At 40.4% G+C, this 23,467-nt stretch carries 23 protein-coding genes; 19 read left to right on the forward strand and 4 right to left on the reverse strand.

All coding sequences use genetic code 11. The features are described 5' to 3' along the window. Positions 1 to 34: 34 nt before the first annotated feature. A complete protein-coding gene (locus tag AC13CC_RS17095; protein WP_482878142.1) occupies positions 35 to 565 on the reverse strand; it encodes a hypothetical protein in 531 nt (176 codons plus the stop codon). 86 nt (positions 566 to 651) lie between these two features. Here AC13CC_RS17095 and AC13CC_RS17100 point away from each other — a divergent pair, with 86 nt between their 5' ends. After that, entirely contained in the window at positions 652 to 843 is a 192-nt protein-coding gene (locus AC13CC_RS17100) for a hypothetical protein (protein WP_482878143.1), read from the forward strand. Positions 844 to 1,122: 279 nt separating this feature from the next. On the opposite strand, the gene AC13CC_RS17105 is transcribed toward AC13CC_RS17100, so the two are convergent. Then, positions 1,123 to 1,743: a GntR family transcriptional regulator gene (locus AC13CC_RS17105; RefSeq protein WP_482878144.1), complete on the reverse strand. Its 621-nt coding sequence runs from the start codon at positions 1,741 to 1,743 to the stop codon at positions 1,123 to 1,125. Positions 1,744 to 1,810: 67 nt separating this feature from the next. Next, entirely contained in the window at positions 1,811 to 2,221 is a 411-nt protein-coding gene (locus AC13CC_RS17110; protein WP_482878145.1) for a hypothetical protein, read from the reverse strand. A 107-nt stretch (positions 2,222 to 2,328) separates the two neighbouring features. Between AC13CC_RS17110 and AC13CC_RS17115 the strand changes: the two genes are divergently transcribed. The 14 genes from AC13CC_RS17115 to AC13CC_RS17180 all read left to right on the forward strand — a co-directional run bounded on the left by AC13CC_RS17115 (position 2,329) and on the right by AC13CC_RS17180 (position 17,587). Continuing rightward, positions 2,329 to 5,223: a Tn3 family transposase gene (locus AC13CC_RS17115; protein ID WP_094998668.1), complete on the forward strand. Its 2,895-nt coding sequence runs from the start codon at positions 2,329 to 2,331 to the stop codon at positions 5,221 to 5,223. 208 nt (positions 5,224 to 5,431) lie between these two features. After that, on the forward strand, positions 5,432 to 6,394 hold the full coding sequence (locus tag AC13CC_RS17120) for an NADH-quinone oxidoreductase subunit B family protein (RefSeq protein ID WP_067037452.1): 963 nt from the start codon (positions 5,432 to 5,434) through the stop codon (positions 6,392 to 6,394). A gap of 21 nt (positions 6,395 to 6,415) precedes the next feature. Beyond that, entirely contained in the window at positions 6,416 to 8,008 is a 1,593-nt protein-coding gene (locus tag AC13CC_RS17125; RefSeq protein WP_036382135.1) for a nickel-dependent hydrogenase large subunit, read from the forward strand. 79 nt (positions 8,009 to 8,087) lie between these two features. Next, the gene (locus AC13CC_RS17130) at positions 8,088 to 8,555 is read left to right on the forward strand and encodes a hydrogenase maturation protease (protein ID WP_036382137.1); all 468 of its coding nucleotides are present in this window, start codon (positions 8,088 to 8,090) and stop codon (positions 8,553 to 8,555) included. 8 nt (positions 8,556 to 8,563) lie between these two features. Then, positions 8,564 to 8,884 (forward strand): hypothetical protein, encoded by a 321-nt coding sequence (locus AC13CC_RS17135; protein ID WP_051947244.1) that lies wholly within the window; start codon positions 8,564 to 8,566, stop codon positions 8,882 to 8,884. After that, the gene (locus tag AC13CC_RS17140) at positions 8,881 to 9,138 is read left to right on the forward strand and encodes a hypothetical protein (RefSeq protein WP_036382140.1); all 258 of its coding nucleotides are present in this window, start codon (positions 8,881 to 8,883) and stop codon (positions 9,136 to 9,138) included. The genes AC13CC_RS17135 and AC13CC_RS17140 overlap by 4 nt, the downstream gene beginning before the upstream one ends. Further along, positions 9,113 to 10,594 carry a hypothetical protein gene (locus tag AC13CC_RS17145; RefSeq protein ID WP_482878146.1) on the forward strand — a complete coding sequence of 494 codons (1,482 nt, stop codon included), beginning with the start codon at positions 9,113 to 9,115 and terminating at the stop codon, positions 10,592 to 10,594. Before AC13CC_RS17140 ends, AC13CC_RS17145 begins: the two co-directional genes overlap by 26 nt. Before the next feature lie 7 nt (positions 10,595 to 10,601). After that, positions 10,602 to 10,949, forward strand: a complete 348-nt coding sequence (locus tag AC13CC_RS17150; protein ID WP_036382147.1) for a hydrogenase maturation nickel metallochaperone HypA/HybF — start codon at positions 10,602 to 10,604, stop codon at positions 10,947 to 10,949. Between the two features lie 31 nt (positions 10,950 to 10,980). After that, a complete protein-coding gene (gene hypB, locus AC13CC_RS17155) occupies positions 10,981 to 11,679 on the forward strand; it encodes a hydrogenase nickel incorporation protein HypB (protein ID WP_072878679.1) in 699 nt (232 codons plus the stop codon). Between the two features lie 7 nt (positions 11,680 to 11,686). Next, on the forward strand, positions 11,687 to 13,948 hold the full coding sequence (gene hypF / locus AC13CC_RS17160; protein WP_036382150.1) for a carbamoyltransferase HypF: 2,262 nt from the start codon (positions 11,687 to 11,689) through the stop codon (positions 13,946 to 13,948). A gap of 3 nt (positions 13,949 to 13,951) precedes the next feature. Next, positions 13,952 to 14,227, forward strand: coding sequence for a HypC/HybG/HupF family hydrogenase formation chaperone (locus tag AC13CC_RS17165; RefSeq protein ID WP_036382153.1), 276 nt, complete (start codon positions 13,952 to 13,954; stop codon positions 14,225 to 14,227). 97 nt (positions 14,228 to 14,324) lie between these two features. Continuing rightward, entirely contained in the window at positions 14,325 to 15,419 is a 1,095-nt protein-coding gene (hypD, locus tag AC13CC_RS17170) for a hydrogenase formation protein HypD (RefSeq protein WP_036382157.1), read from the forward strand. A 10-nt stretch (positions 15,420 to 15,429) separates the two neighbouring features. Beyond that, the gene (gene hypE, locus AC13CC_RS17175) at positions 15,430 to 16,491 is read left to right on the forward strand and encodes a hydrogenase expression/formation protein HypE (RefSeq protein WP_229702477.1); all 1,062 of its coding nucleotides are present in this window, start codon (positions 15,430 to 15,432) and stop codon (positions 16,489 to 16,491) included. A gap of 1 nt (position 16,492) precedes the next feature. Continuing rightward, complete coding sequence (locus tag AC13CC_RS17180; protein ID WP_036382160.1) at positions 16,493 to 17,587, forward strand: NHL repeat-containing protein; 1,095 nt, start codon at positions 16,493 to 16,495, stop codon at positions 17,585 to 17,587. Here AC13CC_RS17180 and AC13CC_RS17185 read toward each other — a convergent pair. Further along, positions 17,584 to 18,339, reverse strand: coding sequence for an urease accessory protein UreH domain-containing protein (locus AC13CC_RS17185; RefSeq protein WP_482878147.1), 756 nt, complete (start codon positions 18,337 to 18,339; stop codon positions 17,584 to 17,586). The two genes, AC13CC_RS17180 and AC13CC_RS17185, sit on opposite strands and share 4 nt — an antisense overlap. Before the next feature lie 267 nt (positions 18,340 to 18,606). On the opposite strand from AC13CC_RS17185, the gene AC13CC_RS17190 reads away from it, so the two are divergent. From AC13CC_RS17190 to AC13CC_RS17205, 4 genes are all read left to right on the forward strand, one after another. Next, entirely contained in the window at positions 18,607 to 19,188 is a 582-nt protein-coding gene (locus tag AC13CC_RS17190; RefSeq protein WP_094998671.1) for a recombinase family protein, read from the forward strand. Positions 19,189 to 19,202: 14 nt separating this feature from the next. After that, the gene (locus tag AC13CC_RS17195; protein WP_094998672.1) at positions 19,203 to 19,994 is read left to right on the forward strand and encodes an AAA family ATPase; all 792 of its coding nucleotides are present in this window, start codon (positions 19,203 to 19,205) and stop codon (positions 19,992 to 19,994) included. 1,049 nt (positions 19,995 to 21,043) lie between these two features. Beyond that, the gene (locus AC13CC_RS17200; protein WP_482878148.1) at positions 21,044 to 21,832 is read left to right on the forward strand and encodes a hypothetical protein; all 789 of its coding nucleotides are present in this window, start codon (positions 21,044 to 21,046) and stop codon (positions 21,830 to 21,832) included. Positions 21,833 to 21,934: 102 nt separating this feature from the next. Next, entirely contained in the window at positions 21,935 to 23,305 is a 1,371-nt protein-coding gene (locus AC13CC_RS17205) for an aldehyde dehydrogenase (RefSeq protein ID WP_482878149.1), read from the forward strand. The last annotated feature ends 162 nt before the right edge of the window (positions 23,306 to 23,467 follow it).

Raw genomic sequence — 23,467 nt, forward strand, 5'->3', positions numbered from 1 at the left:
TCGGTTTAACTATTTTCTTTCTTGGTTTTTAAAATTACACTTTTTCCATTAAACCCGCTATTTTAGATGAAACGATATTAGCGAGTCGTTGCTCCCTTAAGTTATAGTTTTTGCAATTTATTTTAAAAAAAAACTTTGCTCTTTCTTCCAATCTATCTATGTAAATCTGATTATCAATTTCGAGATGATTGAAAATAACACATTCTAATATTTCATTAAGGTATAACAGTAAAAATGGTAATCGTCTATAAATATAATCCCACTGTGACTTATGATTTTCTTTAGTGCTGAATACAAAATTTATATTCTGAATTTCTGTCTTATTATTTTCGTTCCTTGTTGTTGATGGATGAAGTGCTTTGTTAGACATATTAATTAAGCTATCAGAATTCGAATATTCGAAAATGAAATCATAAACATCTGATGCTTTCAAGGATTTTGTAAACAACATATCCTCTGAAGTATTTATCAATTGAATTAACTCGTCCTTAGATAATTTAGCTGTATCAAATGAGTCCTGTGTGTTAAATTTTTCTAGAAAATCTTCTGTTGGGTATAATCTCAAAATAATTATTAAATCATAAACAAAAGGTTTTCTAATCAGTGAAAATTACCGAGGACAAAGCGCAAAGCGTACCCAAAATTTCCCGAATGCTTACCCAAGAACAAATTGAACTCTTGGAGTTCGCCGATTATTTGGATGGCCCAGATTTGGTAAAATCCCTAAAACTGGTACACGATGTTGTCCGTTACCATTCCCGCGAACCTATAGATGAGGCGGGAAAAGATGCACTCTTCAATTTAAAAGTCCTTTGGGAGTGTATTGAAGAAATTGTGGAGTAGAAATTGGGAGTCTTAGGCAGAGGCAGTCGCAGTTCTCCGTATGCTGTAGCACAATAAGAGTGCTTCAGTCATTTCGAACCGACCGGCGGGAGTGTGAGAAATCTAGCCTAAAAAGGGATTTCTCGTCGCTTCGCTTGCTCGAAATGACGAAGATTGTCAAAAAACTGATAGTTTGTCATTCCTGCGAAAGCAGGAATCCATCCACTGCTGGATTATTTCGAACCGACCAGTGGGAGCGTGAGAAATCTAAAAGATAAGTAACTCCAACAATAAAAAAAATTAACCGTTATTAATGTGGATTTGTCCTCCAATATGTTCCAAAATGGACATCCAATGCATTCGTAAAATCAAGGCGGCCGTAGGAACATTATCTTCTTGGATGGCCTCGACCACGGAGCGGGTTTGCGTACTTAGTTTTTTGAAGAACAAAAAGTCTTGGATAAAATCATGCTCATAAAAATGAAGCCTTAGCTTGAGGTCTTTCAAAATTTGCAACAAAATTTTATTGGTGCAATGCCGTACCAATTGATTGTGGAAATTGTACCGAATTGCAAGTCCTTCGGCAATACTCTCGGTATTCTCCATTTTGGTATGGAGCGTGTTCAAAAGATCCATTTCGTCAAAATTAAACTTGGAATTCTCCAAAGCCATAACTTCTAGCTGGGCTACTATTTCGATAAGGTTCTTAACTTCGGTTTTGGAAAGTTTTGCCACTACAAAACCGCGATTGGGTATGGCTTGTAATACCTGAGCCTGCTCTAACTGACTCAAGGCTTCGCGAATAGGGGTAACGCTTACCCCGGTATCTCTGGAAAGGGCGGCCAAGTTAATGGTTTTGCCCACTTTTAACGCTCCATTTTGAATTTGAAGCAACAAATGCTCTTTTATTTTATCCCTCAAAATAGATTGTTTGGCCATGGCTTCAAGTCAAGTATCGGGTATTTAATTATTCGCGCTGCAATAAAAATCAATACCGTTTTTCATAAACATAGCTCTCTACTCCCGGTAATTCATTATCTTCATTTTTTATAATTCTATTGCCATCCAATTGTAAGACATCCAAAGTAACGCTGCCTTGAAAAGCTATTTCGTTGCCATCACTGGCCCAGGCCCCGGTTGATGAATTGGTACCAAAACAATCCACATAGTATTGATTATTGGTAATGGCCGTTATGTTAAAGTTGGATTGTTCATATTGATAGGTGGTGTCGTCTTTAAGAACCAGGGTTCCCGAAATACAAGTTTCCTCGTCCAAGAGATTGGAGGAGAGTTGTCCATCACCATCCAAGTCCACAGCAGCACTTAAATTGACTTCTACCAAATCCCAAGTGCCTACAAGGACTGCGCTGGAAAATCCATTATGGGGTAGTGACCTCATAGCTGCATAAAGCGACAACTTAGCCCACAAGCCCTGTAAACACTGATATCGAATTTATCTCAAATATAGCGTATTAAGATAAATATGCTAATTTGTGGCAAAAACACATGGAACAAAACCAGTATCAGGATTGGTACCTGACCTACGATGAGTCAATATTGTTGAAGAATAAAAGCTTTCCCCATAAACTGGCTTTTGCAGTCCAATTGAAACAATATTTATCCACAGGTTCATTTCCTAAAAGTAAATCAAGTTTGGTAAGTGGTCTGGTTTCCCATTTAAGTGAACAGTTGGAGACCAATGAATCTATTTTAAATGAGTATGATTGGTCGCAAAGAACCGCAGAACGTCATCGTAAAGAAATATTAAAATTCTTGGGCGTTGAAAAAACAAATGAAGAACACCGCGAAGATCTTATCGATTTTTTGATTGACGACATCCTTCCCTTTGGAAGTACAAAAACAGAAATCGAAGATGTTTGCCTTAAATGGTTCTTTGAACATAAACTTTCAGCTCCTACGGAAAAAGTACTTTCCCGTATAATTTCCACTGCACTCTCGAAATTTGAAAACAGATTTTTCGATCAGGTTGCATCATTGTTGGGAAGGGGTACAACGGAATTATTCGACCGTTGCCTGAGAAGCGATCCAGGCGAAAAGGGTTCGTTTACTTGGCTTCGTTCAGATCCTGGACGTGTTGGCCTTCTAACCGTTCTTGATGAGCTGGACAAATTGGCATTTATAGAGGATTGCGCAATTCCTATTCAAGAAATCGGTGGGATACATCCCAAGATTAGGGAAAGATTGTACAAAAGAATAGCTTCGGAATCCGCTTGGGAGATAAGGCGACACCCACCATATATTAGGGATACCCTGATGGGTGTCTTTCTTTTTTCCAGAAGGCAAAAAATCATAGATGACCTTGTGGATCTTTTCATTCTCATTGTGGGAAAACTATCAAAGAAGGCAAAAAAGAAAGTAGAGACCGCACTGGTAAAGGAATTGAAACGCGTTTATGGTAAGACGACAATATTGGCCCGAATCGCCGAGGCATCATTGAAGGACCCTAAAGGAACCATCAATAGGGTAATATTTCCCATTGCAAATAAATCGAAGCTTTCCGATATCGTCAAGGAGTATAAATATTCCGGTAAGGGTTTCAAAAATGAAATCCATGGATTGGTGCGTTCCAGTTATTCCTCACATTATCGGAGAATGGTCCCGAAAATATTGGGCAGTCTTACCTTCAGGTCGAACAACGATCTGCACGTACCTATTTTGGACGCGATAGATTGGCTGTTGGAGAACCCTATGCCAAACTCAAAATTCTCAATGGACGATGACTCGATTCCCACTTCGGACATCATCAAGCCCAGCTTTGTAAAACTTGTCAAAGGGATGGGCAAAGGCGATATGGATCGGATAGACTATGAAATAGCAGTACTTGAAGCTTTGAGAAAGAGGCTCCGTTGCAAGGAAATATGGGTTGAAGGAGCCGATAGGTACCGTAATCCCGATGAGGATGTACCTAAAGACTTCAATATGAACAGGAAATTTTATTACGACCGGTTGGGCGTAGAGAACGACCCCGTGGAATTTACCAAGGGATTAAAGGAAGAAATGGAAATCGCACTGAGAACGTTAAATGAAAACTTGCCGTCCAACAAGTATGTAAGATTACGGCAAAGCGGCATCAAGAACATTGTTCTCTCCCCCATGGACCCGCTCGTGGACCCACCGAACATAAATGCGCTCAAGGGAGATGTACAATCCAGATGGCCAATGACATCACTTTTGGAAATCCTTCGCGAAGCGGACAGTTGGTCCGGGTTCACAAAATTGTTCAAGAGTATCCGGACATCTGAACGTTTGACACCGGAACAGCTCAGAAAAAGACTATTGTTGGTTCTTTATGGGCTTGGAACCAATATGGGACTTAAAAGAATAGCGTCAGGTAATAATGTAAGCTACAAGGAGCTCCGTCATGTAAAGAATGTATATGTACACAAAGATTCCCTGCGCAGTGCCATTAGGGAAGTGGCCAATGGGGTATTCTCCGTAAAGGACACCAAACTCTGGGGCGAGGCAACGACCTCATGTGCCTCCGATTCCAAAAAGTTCGGGTCCTGGGACCAGAACCTGATGGCGGAATGGCACATCCGGTATGGAGGAAGGGGCGTTATGATCTATTGGCACGTGGACACGCGATCCACCTGCATCTATTCCCAACTAAAGAAATGTTCCTCATCAGAAGTGGCCAATATGATAGAAGGTGTACTCAAGCATTGTACCGATATGAAGGTGGAAAAACAGTTTGTGGACACCCACGGTCAGAGTGAGGTCGCGTTTGCTTTTTGCAAGCTCTTGGGGTTTGAACTAATGCCAAGGTTGAAGAATATTGCCTCCCAGAAACTTTACCTACCCGATATTTCCCTAAAGAAAGAACTTAAAAACCTTTTACCGATACTCAATAGAGGTATCAAATGGGAAATCATCGAGAGGCAATATGATGAAATGGTAAAATATACCGCTGCTTTGGAACAGGGTACCGCCGACCCTGAATCAATTTTAAAGAGGTTCACCAGGGGTAACGAGAGCCATCCGACATACAGGGCCCTGCAGGAACTAGGAAAGGCGGTGAAAACGATATTCCTTTGCAGGTACCTTGCCGATGGGGACATCAGACGTGAAATACACGGGGGGCTGAACGTGATAGAGAATTGGAACTCTGCCAACGGTTTCATTTTTTTTGGAAAAAGTGGTGAAGTTTCCTCGAACCGATTGGAAGAACAGGAACTATCCGTACTTGCACTTCATCTGCTCCAGAACTGTTTAGTCTATGTGAACACACTTATGATCCAACGTGTGGTTTCCGAGAACGGATGGATGGACAGGTTTTCAAAAGAAGATTACCGAGCATTGAGCCCGTTGATACATGCACATGTGAACCCTTACGGGAAGTTTGAGCTTGATATGGACAAAAACCTCGGTCTGGCCGTGTAGGGTAATCATCCTCTGTACCAAAAATGGTTCCTTTCATGAAACTCAATTAGTTCATCTGAAATTAAATTAGCTTACAGACTTTTTATTTTAAGAGGTTGTCATGAATAATTAAGATATATTCCAAATAACGCAAAATACTCTAAAAATTTTGTTAAATAAGAATCATATTCTTATTTTCATTACTTTTAAAATAAATATCAAATGACTTATGGCAAATGTACTATGGTTACAAGGAGGTGCATGTAGTGGCAACACAATGTCCTTTTTGAACGCCGAAGAACCAACGGTGGTAGAACTTATTACCGATTTCGGGCTAAACATTTTATGGCACCCAACAACCGGTTTACAGATTGGGGACCAAGTTCAAGACCTATTAAAGGATATCCTCGCAGGAAAAGTGCAGATGGATATTCTTGTTTTTGAAGGCTCGATAATTCAAGGCCCGGATAACACAGGAACCATGAACTTATTCGCTGACCGTCCGATGAAGGACTGGATTAAGGAACTCTCAGAAGTTGCGGGCTATGTCGTCGCTATTGGCGATTGCGCAACATGGGGAGGCATACCTGCAGTTCCGCCAAACCCTAGTGAATCTACTGGAATGCAATTCCATAAAAAGAACAAGGGTGGGTTCTTGGGCCCTGACTATGTTTCAAAAGGTGGTTTGCCAGTAATAAATATACCAGGTTGCCCTGCGCACCCAGATTGGATTACTCAAATTCTTGTCGCGATTTCTGTGGGAAGGATAGGCGATGTGCTTATTGATGATTACCACAGGCCAAAAACGTTTTTTACCGACTTTGTTCAGACAGGTTGTACCAACGTAGTCAACTTTGCACAAAAAGTCGATGGTGGATTTGGCCAAAGGGGTAACGGATGCCTCTTTTACGAGGTTGGATGTAGAGGCCCAATGACAAGAGCGAGTTGTAACAATATATTGTGGAACAGACAATCTAGTAAAACCCGAGCTAATCATCCTTGTTTGGGCTGTACCGAACCTGGCTTTCCACATCACGACCTTATGAAAGGTAGTGTTTTTAAGACCATGAAGTACATGGGTACATTTCCTAAAGAAGTCCCAGAGGGTAGGAACAAATTGGCTTACTATTTAGAGGCCGGTTTCCAGAAAGTATTACCTACAAACCATAGGGTTAAGGAAGGTTCAAAATAATAGCAACGAAAAAGAATAAAAATGTCAGTAACAGAATTAAATATATCTCCCGTTGGTCGTGTTGAGGGCGATTTGGATGTGAAGGTCTATATTGACAACGGCAAAGTCACACGCGCCCATACGCAAGCAGCGATGTTCAGGGGTTTTGAGAAAATCATGGCAGGCAAGGATCCACAATCGGGACTCATTGTTACTCCTAGAATTTGTGGTATTTGTGGAGGGTCGCACCTATATTGTGCATCCTCGGCATTAGATACTGCTTGGGGAACAAAGCTAACCCCAAATGCTCTTTTGTTGAGAGCGATTGGTCAGGCTTCGGAAACCCTTCAAAGTATCCCAAGATGGTATTATGCGATTTTCGCCACGGATTTAGCTAATAAAAAGTATGCCGATAAACCTTTATATAAGGAAGTGGTAAAACGCTGGTCCGCCTATGTCGGAGAAACCTTTCAAAAGGGATTGACGGCAAGTGGACTGCCAGTTCAGATTTATGCCTTGTTCGGTGGTCAATGGCCCCACTCAAGTTACATGGTGCCGGGTGGGGTGATGTGCGCTCCTACCTTAAAGGATATTACCAGAGCTCATGCTATACTCGCACAATTTAAAAACGATTGGTTAGAACCGATTTGGTTAGGTTGCTCTATCGAGCGTTATATGGAAATCAAATCTTGGGACGACATGTTGGCGTGGGTCGAAGAAAATGAATCTCAAAAGAATAGTGATCTGGGATTGTTGATTCGTGCGGGTATCGAATTTGGTTTGGATAAATTCGGTCAAGGTGTTGGTAAATTCTTAGCAACAGGAACATACTTGCATAAAGACAGATATAATAATCCAACTATTGAAGGTAGAAATGACGCCTTAATTAGCTCAAGTGGATTCTTTGATGGTGAAAATTATCATGAGTTTGACCACATGAAAGTGAGCGAGCACGTTAAGCATTCGTGGTATAAAGACCAAGAAGATGGGCTTCACCCTTGGGATGAACCGCTTCCGACACCTATGAAATCGCAGACATTGCATGATAGTGACTTTGATAATCAATATAGCTGGGCAAAAGCTCCGCGTTATGACGGACATGCTGCTGAAGCTGGTCCGTTGGCTAGGGTGATTATGAACGCTAACCCAAATAATAAGGAACATCAAATTAGAGATCCTTTATTTGGTGATATCATGAAAAAGCTAGGGCCTAGCGTATTCACTAGAGTTCTTGCTAGAGTTCATGAAGCTCCTAGAATCTATAAATTCATTGAACAATGGTTATCTGAAATTGATTTAGATGGTGAGTTCTACACCAAACCTGTTGAGAAAGACGGCAAAGGTTTTGGTGCTACGGAAGCAGCAAGAGGAGCCTTAGCACATTGGATTGAAATTAAAGATGGTGTTATCAAAAACTATCAAGTTATGGCCCCAACAACTTGGAATGTTGGTCCGCAAGATGGTAATGATAATCCAGGACCTATTGAGACCGCTCTTTTGGGCACAACGATCGAAGACCCATTAGATCCAGTAGAAGTAGGTATTGTAGCGCGCTCTTTCGATTCATGTTTGGTATGTACGGTACATGCCCATGATGCGCAAAGTGGCGTTGAGCTATCAAGATTCAAATTATAACTTCTGACATGTAGTTTTTTTGAGACTTTCCTGAGGGTGACCTCGGGAAAGTTTTTTACTTTAATAGAAAGAAAAATAGATGAAAACGGCAATAATGGGATTTGGAAATCCGGTGCGCAGCGATGATGCAGTAGGCATTTATGTAATAGAACAGTTGCGGGAAAAACTTCCCGATTCTGACGACATAAGCATTATCGATATGGGTACAGCTGCCTTTGAAGTACTTTTTGGTTTAAAAGGCCATGATAAGATTATTTTGGCAGATGCAGTTCTGAATAGCAATGAACCTGTGGGTACTTTGTTTAAAGTCCCAGCGGAAGAAGTAATGAAAGCACCTCAAGATGACCCGATGGTTTTTCTCCATGGAATGAAATGGGACCAGGCTTTATCGTACACGAAAAAAATATTACAAGATGAGTATCCAGAAGATATTCAAGTGTATTTAGTGGCGATTGAAAATACCAAGCTAGAAGTTGATTTGAGTGACGTGGTGAAGGAAGCAGGTGATAAAGTCGTACAACATATTTTGGAAGAATTAAATTTATAGATATCTACGTGAGTGCTAAAATCACCCTGAAGACTTCACATATTTATTTGGACAATGAATTGATTCAACCCATCTTCGGAGACATTCATTACGCGTATGTCACCTATGTGGAAGAGCAGAGTAAGGTTTTAATCACTCCTGTTTCGAGTCAATGGTTCGTTAAAATGTACAAACCGACTCAGTTTCTATTGAAATCACGTAATTTAAAAGGTGATAAAACCCTAGCTATTCGAGAGATATTGATAGACAATGATTTAGATATGACTGACAGGGATTTGGATTATGAAATCATTGAAAAAACGAATTTGATAAAGGTGAGTATCTCATGACAAAACCAAAAAACGACTGGCTAATAGATGCCGAGGTGCAGTACAAGGTTACCCCTGTAAAAGGACGTTGGGAGGTTTCGCTCATATTTATAAATACCCAAGACCCTAACGAGGTTTTGGTTCAAGTTATCGGTGATTACCGTTCGGAACGACTCGCTGAAATCTATGGTAGAAATATACAGCAAACAGCTGCAAAAGACCCACGAGGTACACAAAAAGTAGACAAAGATGCTTACGATATTAACAACAACTGATGCCATCCTAAAGGTTCAGAAGGCGATTGCATCGGTAGATAGATTGGATGAGTTGGTTGGCATAACCGAGGACGCTGAAACTATAGATGACCTGAAAACCTTGGTGGTAGCATCGGATGAAATTACAGTTCCTTTAGATTGGTATGATTTGGATCCGCCTTATATATTTCCTGCGACTCCATTTAACAGGCAAAATCTACTGGCCTTGGTTTTCTATAAGCTTGGAAATCATCAAAAGGCCTTTGAGTTTGTTTCTGAAGAACATCCGCTATACCACCACCTTTTGATTGCAACACATTTGCAATTCGGTTATGAGATTTCGCCTGACATGGTAGATTTTTGTTACAATACATCGCCGCACAACAGTGCAGTTCTAAGTTATTATGGTGTCGTAGAAAACCCCAAAAACAATGAGGGACTTAAAAAAGAGTTTTCTGAAGCACTTTCCAAAGCTGAAAATGATGAAGTCAAGGTATTTACGGCTAAACACTACCTAAATTTACTTCTCGATTCTGGTGAATTGCAGGAGGCAAAACAACTGGCGCAAGAACAATTCGAAATTGCCATTTCAGAAGATGCCAAAAATGCAATGAATACCCATTTAGCGGGAATTTTAATGGCACAATTACAAGTGCCTTATGATAGTCAAATGTTAGAAGAAGTTCATGAACTGCAGTTAAAGGCCATTGCTCAATTCGAAGCAAAAGACCTGAAAATACAGGCAGGAATGTTGTTGGTCGATGCAACAGAAATTGCCAATTTTAAGGGAGACTTTGTTGCATCCAAAGAACTTATTAATAGAGCGATTCAATATTTTAAAGAAGAAGATATTCCGGAGTTCTTGGGAGAGGCCGGATTCAAAAAAGCGATTCTATTATATACTTGGTCAAAGAATGGAAGTCCTCAATATTATAAAGCAGCCATTAATGCTTTTCAGGATGTATTGAAAGTGTTCAAGCGAGATACACATCCTCAGAAATTTGCAGATGTACATCACAATCTGGCGTTAATTTATTCTGAAATTCCGGTAGGTGCTGACGAGAAACCAATGTGGACGGCCTTTTGTGCATCATCCTTCAAAGAAGTTCTGGCTTTTTATACAAAAGATAAGTATCCGTATGAAAATGCAATGGCAAGTCATAATTATGCGACAGCGTTAATGCATTTTCCTCCAGCAAAAATTCATGACAATCTTGAAAAAGCAGCTGGTCTGTTTGAGGAAGCGCTTGAGGTGAGAACGGCAGAAGCATATCCCTTTGAACGTGCTTTGACCTTGATGAATCAATTGGAATTGGGATGGCTTACACATAACGAAACTAGTGAGGAGGAGTTGAAAAAATATGAAGAAATGAAGGAAAAAGCCGAGGAAGTGAAAACTTTGGTGACAGATGCTGGTATACTAGAACAAGCTGAGAAGCATCTCCAAGAATTGGAAAAAGTAAAAAGTTTAATTTAGGAGGGTTATGCACGAAACATCTATCGTAAATAGCATTATTGCGACTTTGGAACAAGAGTTTGAAGCTGAGAAACTCCAGAAGATGAAAGCAATTCACCTGAAAGTGGGAATCCTTTCGAACATAGAACCGCGTTTGCTACACAACGCATATGATGTTTATCATTTAAGGGATGGCAGATTTCAGAACGTTGCTTTGAAAATAGAATCGACACAATTGAAAATTCAATGTGAAGTTTGCGATCATGTTACCAATGTGGAGAATTACAGGTTTCTATGCGAAAATTGCGAACGACCAAGTAAAAATGTAATCGAAGGGGAGGAAATGTTGATTCACAAAATAGAATTTGATGACTAGACCATTAGGTCTTTATAAACACAAAAAAACGATGAGCGTAGATAAATCAACAAAGGCGGCACGAGGAACTGTGCAATGCGAGAACACTAATATCAATTTGCTCAAAGCAAATGATTTTGTAGCGGATATTATTAAAAAGGAAATGGCTAAAACCAATACTCTTTTAATCAACATAACCTCATCAGCAGGTAGTGGTAAGACCACCTTAATGCAGAAAACCGCAGAAAAACTAAAGGATAAAATAACAATGGCCGTGATGGTCGGAGATTTAGAAACGGAACGTGATGCAGAGCGTATTCGGGAGACCGGCATACATGCCCTGCAGATAGTAACGGGAGGTATTTGCCATCTGGAAGCTCAAATGGTGCATCAGGTTTTAGACCAATTCGACTTGGAGAATATTGATTTATTGTTCATAGAAAATGTGGGCAATTTGGTTTGTCCGGCTTCTTTCGATTTGGGTGAAGACTATCGCGTTACCTTAATGGCAACAACAGAAGGTGATGACAAGCCCAAAAAGTATCCTAAAATGTTTTTGACCAGCGATATGATGGTCGTTTCAAAAGCCGATTTATTGCCTTACGTGCCTTTCTCAGTAGAAGCCGTAATCAAGGATGCGCGAGAGGTAAACCATGAAATAGAAGTGTTACAAGTTTCGTCTACGAACGGAGAGGGAATAGATGCTTGGTGTGATTGGTTACTGGAGAAAATTGAACGGAAGAAAGGATAATGGCTAAATGCAAAAAACCTTTGAAATTACTATTTCTGGTCAAGTACAAGGGGTGGGTTTCCGTCCTTTTGTGTATAGTTTATCTAAACAATTTCAATTGAGGGGTTCGGTTTGCAATAATCAAGACGGAGTACTAATTCACATCAATGCCTCCGAAGAAAAAGCAACTAATTTTCTGGTTCAACTACTAGAAAATGCTCCATCAATTTCTATCATTCAATCACATAAGATTTCCGAAATTCCGTTTCAAGAATTCGATGGCTTCAAGATAATTCCTTCAGAAGCAAAGCATCAAACCAACATTCCGTTAACCCCAGATTTTTCTATTTGCGAATCATGCAAAGCTGAAATTAGGGATAAAAGCAATCGGCGATATGGGTATGCTTTTACCACATGCACCAACTGCGGCCCAAGATTTGCGGCGACCACAAAATTTCCTTTTGAGAGGTCAAATACAACGGTTTCTGCCTTTAAAATGTGTGCTACTTGTCAATCGGAATATATCAATCCTGATGACAGGCGATTTCATTCGCAAACGAATGGCTGCGCCGATTGTGGGATTCAATTAAAACTGCAAGATTATGACGGGAGGCAATTTGATGGAGACCATAAGGAGCTAGTTAAGAAAACATCCGACTTCATCCGAAAAGGAAGCATCCTGGCACTTAAAAACACAAATGGTTATCTGCTATGTTGCGATGCCAATAATAAGTCGGCGATAGAACGTTTACGTGAAAAAAAGCAACGCCCTGCGAAACCTTTTGCCTTGCTCTATCCATCCTTGGAAAGAATCAAAAAAGACTTTAACCTAAGTGCTACAGAAGAAAATGCACTTACTTCATCTGTAGCTCCCATAGTTATTTTGAACCCGAAGAAGTCTATTCCTGACTTGGAACAAGATGGTATCGCTCCAGGATTGAATCAATTCGGTGTTATGTTACCATCATCAGCTTTGCTCACGGTTTTGATGGATGAACTTGGTACTCCGATCATCGCCACGAGTGGAAATGTTCATGGCTCCCCGATTATCTCGAAAGAATCAGAAGCAATTCAAAAACTATCTGGAGTGGCTGATTATTTCCTGCATCACGATTTAGAAGTTACTTTTCCTCAGGATGATTCTGTATTTCGGTTTACTGATGAACATCAAATTACACTTCGACGTTCTCGTGGATTAGCTCCCAACTTTCTGAATATGACACCTTCGGGAAACGAAAAGATACTGGCCATGGGTGCCCATTTAAAGAGCACGTTTACGTTTGTGCCTAATTCGCATACCTATATGAGTCCTTATCTTGGAAATCTGGATAGCTATGATGTTTCCGAAAGATTTCAGAATAGTATTGGACAATTTGAAAAGTTGTTTCAAACACAACCGGAAGTAATTTTGATAGATGCCCATCCACAATATCAAAGTAGCATTTTGGGAAGGGAGTTGGCTGAAAAATGGAATGCGGAATATATCTCCATACAACATCACAAAGCCCATTTTGCAAGTGTTTTAGGCGAACACGATTTATTTGATTCCAAAGAAAAAATACTAGGTCTAGTTTGGGATGGAACTGGGTTTGGAGAAGACAATATGATATGGGGAGGCGAGTCCTTTACGTATCAAAATCACGAAATGGAACGGCTGATTCACTTTGAATATTATGATTGGTTGGCTGCTGATAAAATGGCGAAAGAACCAAGATTGTCCTTTCTCAGTATACTTCCCAATGCAGAAAAGGAAATTGCCAGGAAGAAGTTTTCCGAAACGGAATGGAAAGTCTATTTAAAAATGTTGGAGAACAACCCATTGAAAACATCATCGGTAGGACGCTTGTTTGACGCGGTTGCATCCTTGTTGGGTATAATAGATGTGACTAGCTATGAAGGTGAGGCTGCAATGCTATTAGAAAATCAAGCAAGAATGTATGTTGGAAATGATGAAGTTGATTTTTTAGCAGGGGTAGTATTTGAAAACATTCCAACAAAAACAATTATTCAAAATATTCATCAAGCTATGGTAGATGGTTTCTCAATTCCAAGAATTGCGAATAGTTTTATTCATACGCTAGCGCGCGTGATTTTTAATATAGCAAAGCAGCATAATTTTAGTTGTATTGCTTGTAGTGGCGGGGTTTTTCAAAATGCTGTACTCATCGAAAAGCTTATAAAACTAGCTGAAAATTCGGGAATAAAGTTAAAATTTAATCGTATATTGTCTAGTAACGATGAGAATATTTCGTTCGGTCAGTTATCTTATTATCAGCATATTAAAAAGTAAATTATGTGTTTAGCGATTCCAGGTAAAATCAAGAGTATTGAAATGCAGTATGATGGCAAGGTGCGCATGGCTAAAGTGTTATTTGGCGGTATAACCAAAGAGGCCAGTTTAGAAATGCTGCCTGATGCCGATATTGACGATTATGTATTGGTACACGTTGGTGTTGCCATCAGCAAAGTAGATGAAGAAGAAGCGCAAAAAACGTTTAAGTATCTGGAAGAGATTGGGGAACTGGGAGACCTTACCGATGTAGATGAATATTTGCCAAAAACTAATTAAAACCGTTTGCCGTGAAATGATCCATTACAAACATTACATTCAATTTGCAAATTGAGCGAATTACATCTGACCAATTAATAAAAATAAAAATCTACAGATGAAATACATGTCTGAATACCGCGACCCTGAACTCGCAAAAAAATATTTGGAAGAAATAAAGAACACCGTTTCTAGACCTTGGTCGATTATGGAAGTTTGTGGTGGGCAAACACATAGCCTTGTGAAAAATGGTATCATTGAAATGTTACCGGATTCGGTTACTATGATTCATGGACCCGGGTGCCCCGTTTGTGTGACTCCTTTGAATTTAATCGATAAAGCGGTGTATCTCGCCTCAGACAAAGGAGTGATTCTTTGCTCCTTTGGAGATATGCTGAGAGTGCCTGGTTCTCAAAAAAGTTTGCTTGAAGCAAAAGCAGAAGGAGCCGATGTACGGATTTTATATTCTCCCTTAGAGGCTGTAAAAATTGCCGAAGACAATCCGGATAAAGAAGTTGTTTTCTTTGCCGTTGGCTTTGAAACAACGGCTCCGGCAAATGCCTTGTCGGTAGTGCACGCGCATCGTAGAGGCGTAAAAAACTATTCTATTTTGGCATCGCATGTCTTGGTGCCACCAGCAATAAAAGCGGTAATCGATGATGAGGAAAGTAAAATAGATGGCTTTTTGGCTGCTGGTCATGTATGTACCATAATGGGCAATACGGAGTATCATCCAATATCGGCCAAATATAAAGTGCCGATCGTGGTTACGGGTTTTGAACCTTTAGATGTGCTGCAAGGTATTTTGATGGTTATCCGTCAATTAGAGCAAAGTAAGTCTGAAGTTGAAAATCAATACGCTAGAATCGTTCGGGAGGAAGGTAATCGTGATGCTCAAAAAGTCATTGATGAAGTTTTTGAAGTTAGACATCAGATGTGGCGGGGTATTGGGGAAATTCCTGATAGCGGCTATGCCGTTCGTGAGAAATATGCAGCGTTTGATGCTACAAAAAAATTTAGTGTCACGATTGAAGAGGCACCTGAAAACCCAGACTGTATTTCAGGTCAGGTTATGAAGGGAATCAAAAAGCCTTTTGAGTGCTCTCAATTTGGTAAAGCGTGTAAACCTACAAATCCACTTGGTGCGCCCATGGTCAGTAGTGAAGGGGCTTGTGCTGCCTATTATCACTTTTCCGGACTAGTTGAAGCTTAATCGAAACCAAATGCCGGAGAACAACAAAATACGCGTGCAGCTGCAATGCCCCATGCCTAAACTTGACTTTGATGTCATCACTTTAGGGCATGGAAGTGGCGGAGTACTAACCAACAGACTTTTAGATAGTGGTGTTTTTGATCTGCTGAAAAACGATATCCTCGACGAACGCCATGATGGTGCATTTTTAGAGTTGCATGGCAAAACGGCTTTTTCTACAGATAGCTTTTTAGTGTCTCCCATATTTTTCCCCGGGGGAAATATTGGAGAGTTGGCCGTAAACGGAACGGTCAATGATCTGGCAATGTGCGGGGCTACGCCCAAATATCTCTCGTTAAGTTTTATCATTGAGGAAGGACTTCCAGTAAAAGAATTTTGGGATATTCTGGTAGCCATCAAATTCGCTTGTGAAAAAGCAGGCGTGCAAATCGTTACTGGCGATACTAAAGTGGTTGAAAAGGGTAAGGGCGACAAAATTTTCGTGAACACTTCAGGTGTCGGACCTATTCATCCCAAAGCAAATATCCGCGTAAAAAATATATCCGTAGGAGACAAAATAATTATTAGTGGAAATGTTGCATCTCACGGAATGGCTATCATGTCGGTTCGTGAAGGTTTAGAATTCGGCTCTGAAATCAAGAGTGATACCACCAATCTAAATCATACCATACTACGATTGATTGAGCTGTTTGGAGAAAGTATTCATTTATTGACTGACCCGACACGGGGTGGTGTTGCAACAGTATTGAAAGAAATTGCACAATCTTCTGAAATAGGTATCGACTTGTTTCAAAGAGATTTTCCTATGGATGAACAGGTGGCAAGTGCCTGCGAATTATTAGGCTTGGACCCTTTATACGTAGCAAACGAAGGACTCTTTATTGCTTTCGTATCTGAGTCTGTAGCAGATGCCGTTTTGACTGCTTTGCAAGAAGATGAGAATGGTCAAAATGCTCGTATTATAGGAAGCGTCGTTGCGGAACATCCCAAACAAGTCATTATGGAAAGTGCAATAGGAGGTAAGAGGGTTATAAGTATGCTTCCCGGAGAACAATTGCCTAGAATTTGTTAATATGAATTTTGAAACGCTAGGCAAACATGTTACCGATTCTTATGTTTTTAAAGGTTCCGAGGAAATGCCATTCTTGGCTCCAAGAGGAGTTTTTACTATGGAGAATAAACTCTTTGTTTCCGATACGGGGCGTAATCGCATTTTTATCTGGAATGAAATTCCCAAGACAGAATATCAAGAACCCGATATTGTTTTGGGTCAGGTCGATGCCACAGAAACGGGTCGTAATGCGGGTGGAATTGCAACTGCAAGTACATTACATTATCCATCGGGAATATGGAGCAATGGCACTATCGTTATCGTTGCAGATGCTTGGAACCATCGCGTGCTTATTTGGCATTCGTTACCCACTCAAAATGGGCAGCCAGCGGATGTAGTGTTGGGGCAGCCCGATTTTGAATCAAATCAACCCAACGTTTCGGGTATTGGAAACGACCCTTCTGCACAAACCTTAAACTGGCCGTACGGAGTTTTCTCAGATGGAGAAAGCCTTTGGATAGCAGATACAGGGAATCGGAGGATATTGTTCTATGACGGGATTCCAATGACCAATTTTGCTCCGGCGGATGAAGTCATAGGAAAACCGGATTTCACGAACAGGGATTATGAAAATCATGAACCCATTTGGCCCTATTCCGTTAAGGTAAATGCCAAAAGACAAATGGTCGTAGCCGACACTCAATTCTACCGTTCATTAGTTTGGAATGATGCTGACAAAGCATTTTCAAAACCAGCGGATAGTATTATTGGACAAGCCGATTTTGATGCTTGTGGACAAAATCAGTTTGGCTTGTTTCCCTCTTCAAAATCGTTAAACTGGATATATGATGCTTGTTTCTATAAAGACGGGATACTAGTAAATGATACTGGGAATAGTAGAGTATTATGGTTTGATAAAATCCCAACGAAAAACAATCCCGAAGCAACAGCGGTCATTGGGAAACGAGATTTTAAAACAGGAAGCGAAAATAAAGAAACCTTGATGGGAACTTCAAGCTCCTTGTATTGGCCTTTTTCAATAACTACAAAAGAAAATAAACTAATCATTGCCGATACTGGAAATCATCGGGTAGTGATAACGGATTTAAAGCTCTAAAGACTAAGATACAGCCAGTAAACACCTATAGCAATTGCGAAAACTCCTCCCGATAAGCGCACCATTTTAAAAAGAGATTTACTGTTTTGTTTTTTGGAGTACCTCGCTAATTGTCCAAGTAAGAATGTATAAATCGTCATAGCCAATAGTGTTCCTAATCCGAAGCCAATGATGTATTGAATACTATCAAATTTATTTTCAAATCCCAATACCGGAAGGAGTAAAACAAAATGTGCTATTCCTGCGAGTCCATGTAAAACCCCAATCCCAAAAGAAGTCCATTGATTTTGCTTAACCTTTTTGCTATGAGCGTGACCATGGTTTAGCATGTTTTTGTCATGCTCATGTTCGTGTATATGAATATAGGGCTCTTCCGCATTGTGCACATGCGGATGTTTGTGTATATGAATATAGGGCTCTTCCGCATTGTGCACATGCGGATGTTTGTGGTTTTTTCTTTTGCCGAAAATACTGTATAATGCCCAGAGTCCCACGACAATTAAAACGGCGCCAACTAGCTGTTCACTATGTTCCGATATTTTCTCTATTGGAATGTATTGCCGAAATAGGAGAAAAAGCAACCCTATCAAAAGCATTCCGGTCAGATGTCCAAAACCCCAGAACAAACCTATTTTCCAGACTTTTCGTCTCGTTTCAATCGCCAAAGGGGTAACCGCAGCCAAATGGTCTGGTCCTGAAACCACATGTAATATTGAAGCTGCAATACCGGCAAGTAAAGGAAAGCTCATCATTCGATTTACAAAAGAACAATGTAGTGAAATTTCTTGTCAAAATTGTTTCTGATACGCTTTTCAATTCGCTCTACGTTGTTACAAAATATACATTTCATTATTTAGCTCTTTAAAGTGAAAATCCTAGGCCGTTATAAATCATAATTATGGTCCTATTAATCGGCCGTTTTTCGGTACAACCGAAATGCCCTAAAAAAATATCTTATCCTAGTTCCATTTATCGTTCTTTTTAGTAGTTTCGTTATATAACCTTTTACGGAACTAAAAATGGTAGTAGGATATGCCAGGGTATCGACACCCGAGCAAAAGCTTGAAGCACAGATCGATCTGTTAAAAAATGCTGGTTGTGAGAAAATTTATAAGGATATAGCAAGCGGTACCCGGGACGACAGAAAAGGATTGAACGAAATGCTGAGATATATGCGAAAGGGGGACACTATCCTTACCTATAAAAACGACAGGGTTTTCCGTTCGCTGAAAAATATGGTTGAACTTATTGATAGGTTCAATGAGGCAGGGGTACATTTCAAAAGCTTGAGCGAACCGGAATTCGACACCACATCGGCCAACGGTAAATTTTTATTACAGATTTTTGCGGCAGTTGCGGAATTCGAACGCAACCTTATCAGTGAACGCACAAAGGTGGGGCTTGATAATGCAAGAAAGCGGAACAAGTTGTTGGGCAGGCCCAAAGGGTCGAAGATTGAAACAATCGAAAAGTACCATTATGCCAAGCATCTGTACGGGAATCAAGGAGTATCGATTGATTTGGCCTGCAAACGGGCAAAAATCGGTAAGACCTCTTTTTATAGAGTAGAAAAAGAACTTTCGTCAAAATCAAGTAGTTAATCTCAGACAAGGCTATGTCTTACCTCACATCACTTAGCATAACTACAGAAAGAACCCATCCGTTTCCCTATGATGTCAGTGCAATAAAGTTTGCAAAGGACGTTGATGTATCCGCACCTGTTACCTTTATTATAGGTGATAACGGTACCGGAAAGTCCACATTGCTCGAAACATTGGCACTTCGTTTACAATTACCACATATGGATGGATTTGGGTATGGTAAAAATTGTTTCAAGGCAGCCCGTTCGTTGACGCCATATCTGCATTTAGATTGGAAAATTGAAAAACCCAGAGGATTTTTCTTCAGGGCAGAGGACTTTGGTGACCTCTTGAACAGTATCGACAGAGAGGATGCCAGGCTCCATGAATCCTTCAAGGATATTTATGGAGAAGTTCCAGACCATATCATCCAAGAAATGAAGGACAACCAAAACTATCAGATTTATCGAATGCGATTGAACTATGGTCAGGATCTACAAGGTTTTTCTCATGGGGAGGCCTACCTGAAGATAATGGACGATACTATAAATGGAAACGGGATATTTCTATTGGATGAACCGGAGGCCGCTTTGTCACCATCCAAACAGTTGTCCTTGCTTTATTTTATCCAAGAACATCTTAAATCCCATATGTCCCAATTCATTATAGCTACACATTCACCTATGCTTATGGCATATCCCGGAGCCAATATATATGAGGTGACCGACAAAGGAATGAACAAAGTATCTTTGGAGGAGACAGAACATTACACTATTACAAGGTCGTTCCTGCAAAGTCCAGAAAGCTATTTGAGGTTTTTCAAGTAGAAAGTCCGGTATTATAATATGCGGTGCCGTCAAAAAATGGATACCACCATTTATCCCTTGTATTGGTTTCTCCTATGTTTTTTCCAGTTCCTGGTACGTTTTGAATACTTCGAGTTGGTCGTTTCAATCCCGTGGGGAAAACAGTAACAACAGCCACCCATCTTAAGATAGTTGTCAATCCTTGATAAACGAACATTGGATATTTTCTTTGGAAAATCAATATGTCCTTCAGGGGTAAGTCCAAAAGCCCTTTCAAATCGTTTCGTATATTTCACGATTTCAATGTTTTAAGTGAATACTTAAAACATTGAGCCTTTTAGGAATTTGGAAAGAAACATAATCGGTTGATTTCCGTAAAGATAGTCCATAAAACAGTTTGGGCACAAGTTATATTCAAAAGCTATGAAATGGTAGTGTAATCCCGAAACAAACGAATGTTCTTAAGCATTTGCAGAATAGTAGTTTGGTTAATCCAATTGGACTTTTGGCCAACTTTTGAGATGTAACCATTGTATAAGAAGTGCCAGTGTTTTCAGTACCTGTGAGCTAAGTTGTCGTTTTATGCAGCTATGAGGTCACTAGGCCATTATCGCCGTTACCATCATCACTGCAAGATAAGATGGGGAGCAGGGTTAAAAGCAATAGCGAATGTGATTTGATTTTTTTCATAGAACCTTAATTTACGGGATAATCGAGATTTGACCCCCGAGGCTTGCCCCGAACTTGTTTATTTTCTTGTTAAAGGTAAAACCCTGTAATTTTATGGATAGTCCCCCTCTCCGGTCTCCCCAAGGGGAAAAGTTTCCATCCTTTTGGAGAGCCTGTCCCGAACCTGTTTCGGGAGATTAAGGGAGGACTTGATGCCAAATGACAAAGAATTTCATTCTTTTCTTTAAAACTATGCATTTGAAATCATAGTGGTTTACTCTTGTTGAACATAACATAATTTCAAGAATAATATTTTAATACCCGCTGTATTTCATCGATTTAACGATGCCATCTACACTAAATGGTAAATGGCAACGTTTTTTTGGTAAATACACAATCAAATGAAGAAACTTACCCTAAGATTTTTATCGATTACTTTTGCCAGCTTTGCGCTGATCGGTTTTCAATCCTGTAGTAATGATGCTAAGCCTGGCGAGGGAGAAGCAATTACCCAAGCGGAATTAAAGACCATTTTGACCACCGACGATATTGCTGGAGCGGCCGATACTACATTAGCAGGACTTTTTGCAGGAAATACCGCCAAAACGTCCACAGCAAAGGACGGGGAGTGCTACTCAGCCGAATATACTGAAACTGGATTTGTTGCAACCTTTAACAATTGCGTGCTCAAAGGAACGGACAACGTAAACGGAACCGTGACCGTTACTTACGAGGTAGGGGGGGAGACCGCCGCCTTCATAGCTACTTATCAAGATTTCTACGTGGGCAACATCAAAATAAACGGTACTAGAACTTTTGAAATGTCAGCGAGCAGCGATCAAACTTCAATTACTTTTTCGGTAGTAAGCAACATGTCCGTTGAAATGGAAGATGGTTCTGTAATTTCTGAAAATGGGACAAAAACATTCGGTATCACCTTTGGTGATAGCTTGGAAAGTGCCATTTTTACCCTTTCGGGCAGTTGGACCGTTGAAGCGGATGGAAATACTTATGCCGTGGAAACTTTGGAAGACCTGCAAGGAAACGCTTCTTGCCAGTACATGACCACCGGAACTATGGTTATTTCCAAAAATGGATTGGCCGTTACCGTGGACTTTGGTAATGGGGAATGTGATAATACTGTCACGATTATCTATCCTAACGGAGCCACAGAAGAGATGACGCTTTAAACGTCTTAAGAATATATTTTAAAAGCACCGGCCTATACCGGTGCTTTTTATTTTAACGAGATTCCTAATTAGATTGGTTATATTTAAGGAAACAATTTATTTATGGTGAAGCATTTGGTAGCGGCCCAGAATGAGTTTTTTGCCACTCAGAAAACAAAGGAAGTCACATATAGAAAATACCACCTCAAAAAATTACGGCAAGAAATTCTTGATCAAGAAGATGCTATTTGCAATGCGCTTTATGCCGATTTTAAAAAACCGAAATTTGAAAGCCTGGCCACCGAAACCCAATTGGTTTTGGCCGAACTCAAGTATGCCATTAAAAATGTACGCTCATGGAGCGAACCCCAAAGTGTAGGAGCTTCATTGTCCAACTTTCCATCAAAAGATTGGATCCAGCCCGAACCCTACGGGAAAGTGCTTATAATTTCGCCTTGGAACTATCCGTTTATGCTTGCCATTGCACCCTTGGTCGGGGCCTTGGCCGCTGGCAATACCGCCATCTTGAAACCATCGGAATATAGTCCGTATACCTCCAAGATAATCTCACAAATTATTAAAAAAGTATTTCCGCCGGAATATGTGACGGTTGTGGAAGGCGGGGTAGAGGTGTCTACCGAGCTTTTAAAGGAAAAATGGGAGTATATCTTTTTTACGGGAAGCACCCGTGTGGGCAAAATTGTCTACCAAAGTGCTGCAGAACACCTAACACCGGTTACCTTGGAACTGAGCGGCAAAAATCCTTGTATTGTGGATGAAACGGCTTCCGTAAAACTGGCCGCAAAACGCATTGCCTGGGGCACATTTATAAACGCAGGGCAAACCTGTATTGCCCCGGACTATATTTTGGTGCACAAAAGCGTTAAGGACTCCTTGGTAGGCCACCTCAAACAAAACATCACCCAATTTTATGGGGAAGAAATGGAAACCTCGAGGAATTTTGCCCGGATTGCCACAACCAAGCACTACCAAGAACTTAAAGCTATGCTTGCAGGGCAAAAGGTCCTTTTTGGGGGTGATTTTGTAGATGAGGAGCAATATATTTCGCCCACTTTGGTGGATGAGCCCCAACTGGACAGCCCAGTTATGAGCGGTGAGATTTTTGGCCCCATTCTTCCCATAATTTCCTATGAAGAAGAAAATGAATTGCACGAGTATATTTCCAAATACCCGAACCCCCTGGCGTTTTATGTATTCTCCAGTAATAAAAAGTTTCAAAAACGCTTGATGGGCCAATATTCCTTTGGCGGAGGTACCATTAACGATGTGGTGGTACATATCAGCAACAAGGGTTTACCCTTTGGCGGGGTAGGTCAATCGGGGATAGGGGGGTACCACGGCAAGCACACTTTCGACCTTTTTTCCCATCATAAATCCATAATAAAGCGAGGTACGTGGTTGGATGTGCCGCTGCGATATGCACCATACAATATTCCTTTGAAATGGGTAAAAAAAATAAAGCACTTATTTTAAACTGATTTTTATGGTTAAAAACCGTCTGTTCTAGTTTTTTCAGAAAGAAAAAATTTCGGGAACAAGGTTTATGCATAAGAAAATTCTTTTCTCAATACATTTTTCTTTGGTTTCGACTTTGCTCAACCACCAAAAACCACTTAAAATGACGGATTTTTTATC

Source organism: Flagellimonas sp. L-11 (assembly GCF_056857735.1).

Bases quoted from the DNA above. Each gene is read 5' to 3' on its own strand.
- AC13CC_RS17130 (WP_036382137.1), top strand. From the start codon at position 8,088: ATGAAAACGGCAATAATGGGATTTGGAAATCCGGTGCGCAGCGATGAT.
- AC13CC_RS17115 (WP_094998668.1), top strand. From the start codon at position 2,329: ATGGAACAAAACCAGTATCAGGATTGGTACCTGACCTACGATGAGTCA.
- AC13CC_RS17145 (WP_482878146.1), top strand. From the start codon at position 9,113: ATGCTTACGATATTAACAACAACTGATGCCATCCTAAAGGTTCAGAAG.
- AC13CC_RS17150 (WP_036382147.1), top strand. From the start codon at position 10,602: ATGCACGAAACATCTATCGTAAATAGCATTATTGCGACTTTGGAACAA.
- AC13CC_RS17180 (WP_036382160.1), top strand. From the start codon at position 16,493: ATGAATTTTGAAACGCTAGGCAAACATGTTACCGATTCTTATGTTTTT.
- AC13CC_RS17205 (WP_482878149.1), top strand. From the start codon at position 21,935: ATGGTGAAGCATTTGGTAGCGGCCCAGAATGAGTTTTTTGCCACTCAG.
- AC13CC_RS17190 (WP_094998671.1), top strand. From the start codon at position 18,607: ATGGTAGTAGGATATGCCAGGGTATCGACACCCGAGCAAAAGCTTGAA.
- AC13CC_RS17120 (WP_067037452.1), top strand. From the start codon at position 5,432: ATGGCAAATGTACTATGGTTACAAGGAGGTGCATGTAGTGGCAACACA.
- AC13CC_RS17100 (WP_482878143.1), top strand. From the start codon at position 652: ATGCTTACCCAAGAACAAATTGAACTCTTGGAGTTCGCCGATTATTTG.
- AC13CC_RS17200 (WP_482878148.1), top strand. From the start codon at position 21,044: ATGAAGAAACTTACCCTAAGATTTTTATCGATTACTTTTGCCAGCTTT.
- AC13CC_RS17125 (WP_036382135.1), top strand. From the start codon at position 6,416: ATGTCAGTAACAGAATTAAATATATCTCCCGTTGGTCGTGTTGAGGGC.
- AC13CC_RS17185 (WP_482878147.1), bottom strand. From the start codon at position 18,339: ATGATGAGCTTTCCTTTACTTGCCGGTATTGCAGCTTCAATATTACAT.
- AC13CC_RS17110 (WP_482878145.1), bottom strand. From the start codon at position 2,221: ATGAGGTCACTACCCCATAATGGATTTTCCAGCGCAGTCCTTGTAGGC.
- hypE (WP_229702477.1), top strand. From the start codon at position 15,430: ATGCCGGAGAACAACAAAATACGCGTGCAGCTGCAATGCCCCATGCCT.
- hypB (WP_072878679.1), top strand. From the start codon at position 10,981: ATGAGCGTAGATAAATCAACAAAGGCGGCACGAGGAACTGTGCAATGC.
- AC13CC_RS17195 (WP_094998672.1), top strand. From the start codon at position 19,203: ATGTCTTACCTCACATCACTTAGCATAACTACAGAAAGAACCCATCCG.
- hypF (WP_036382150.1), top strand. From the start codon at position 11,687: ATGCAAAAAACCTTTGAAATTACTATTTCTGGTCAAGTACAAGGGGTG.
- AC13CC_RS17165 (WP_036382153.1), top strand. From the start codon at position 13,952: ATGTGTTTAGCGATTCCAGGTAAAATCAAGAGTATTGAAATGCAGTAT.
- AC13CC_RS17140 (WP_036382140.1), top strand. From the start codon at position 8,881: ATGACAAAACCAAAAAACGACTGGCTAATAGATGCCGAGGTGCAGTAC.
- hypD (WP_036382157.1), top strand. From the start codon at position 14,325: ATGAAATACATGTCTGAATACCGCGACCCTGAACTCGCAAAAAAATAT.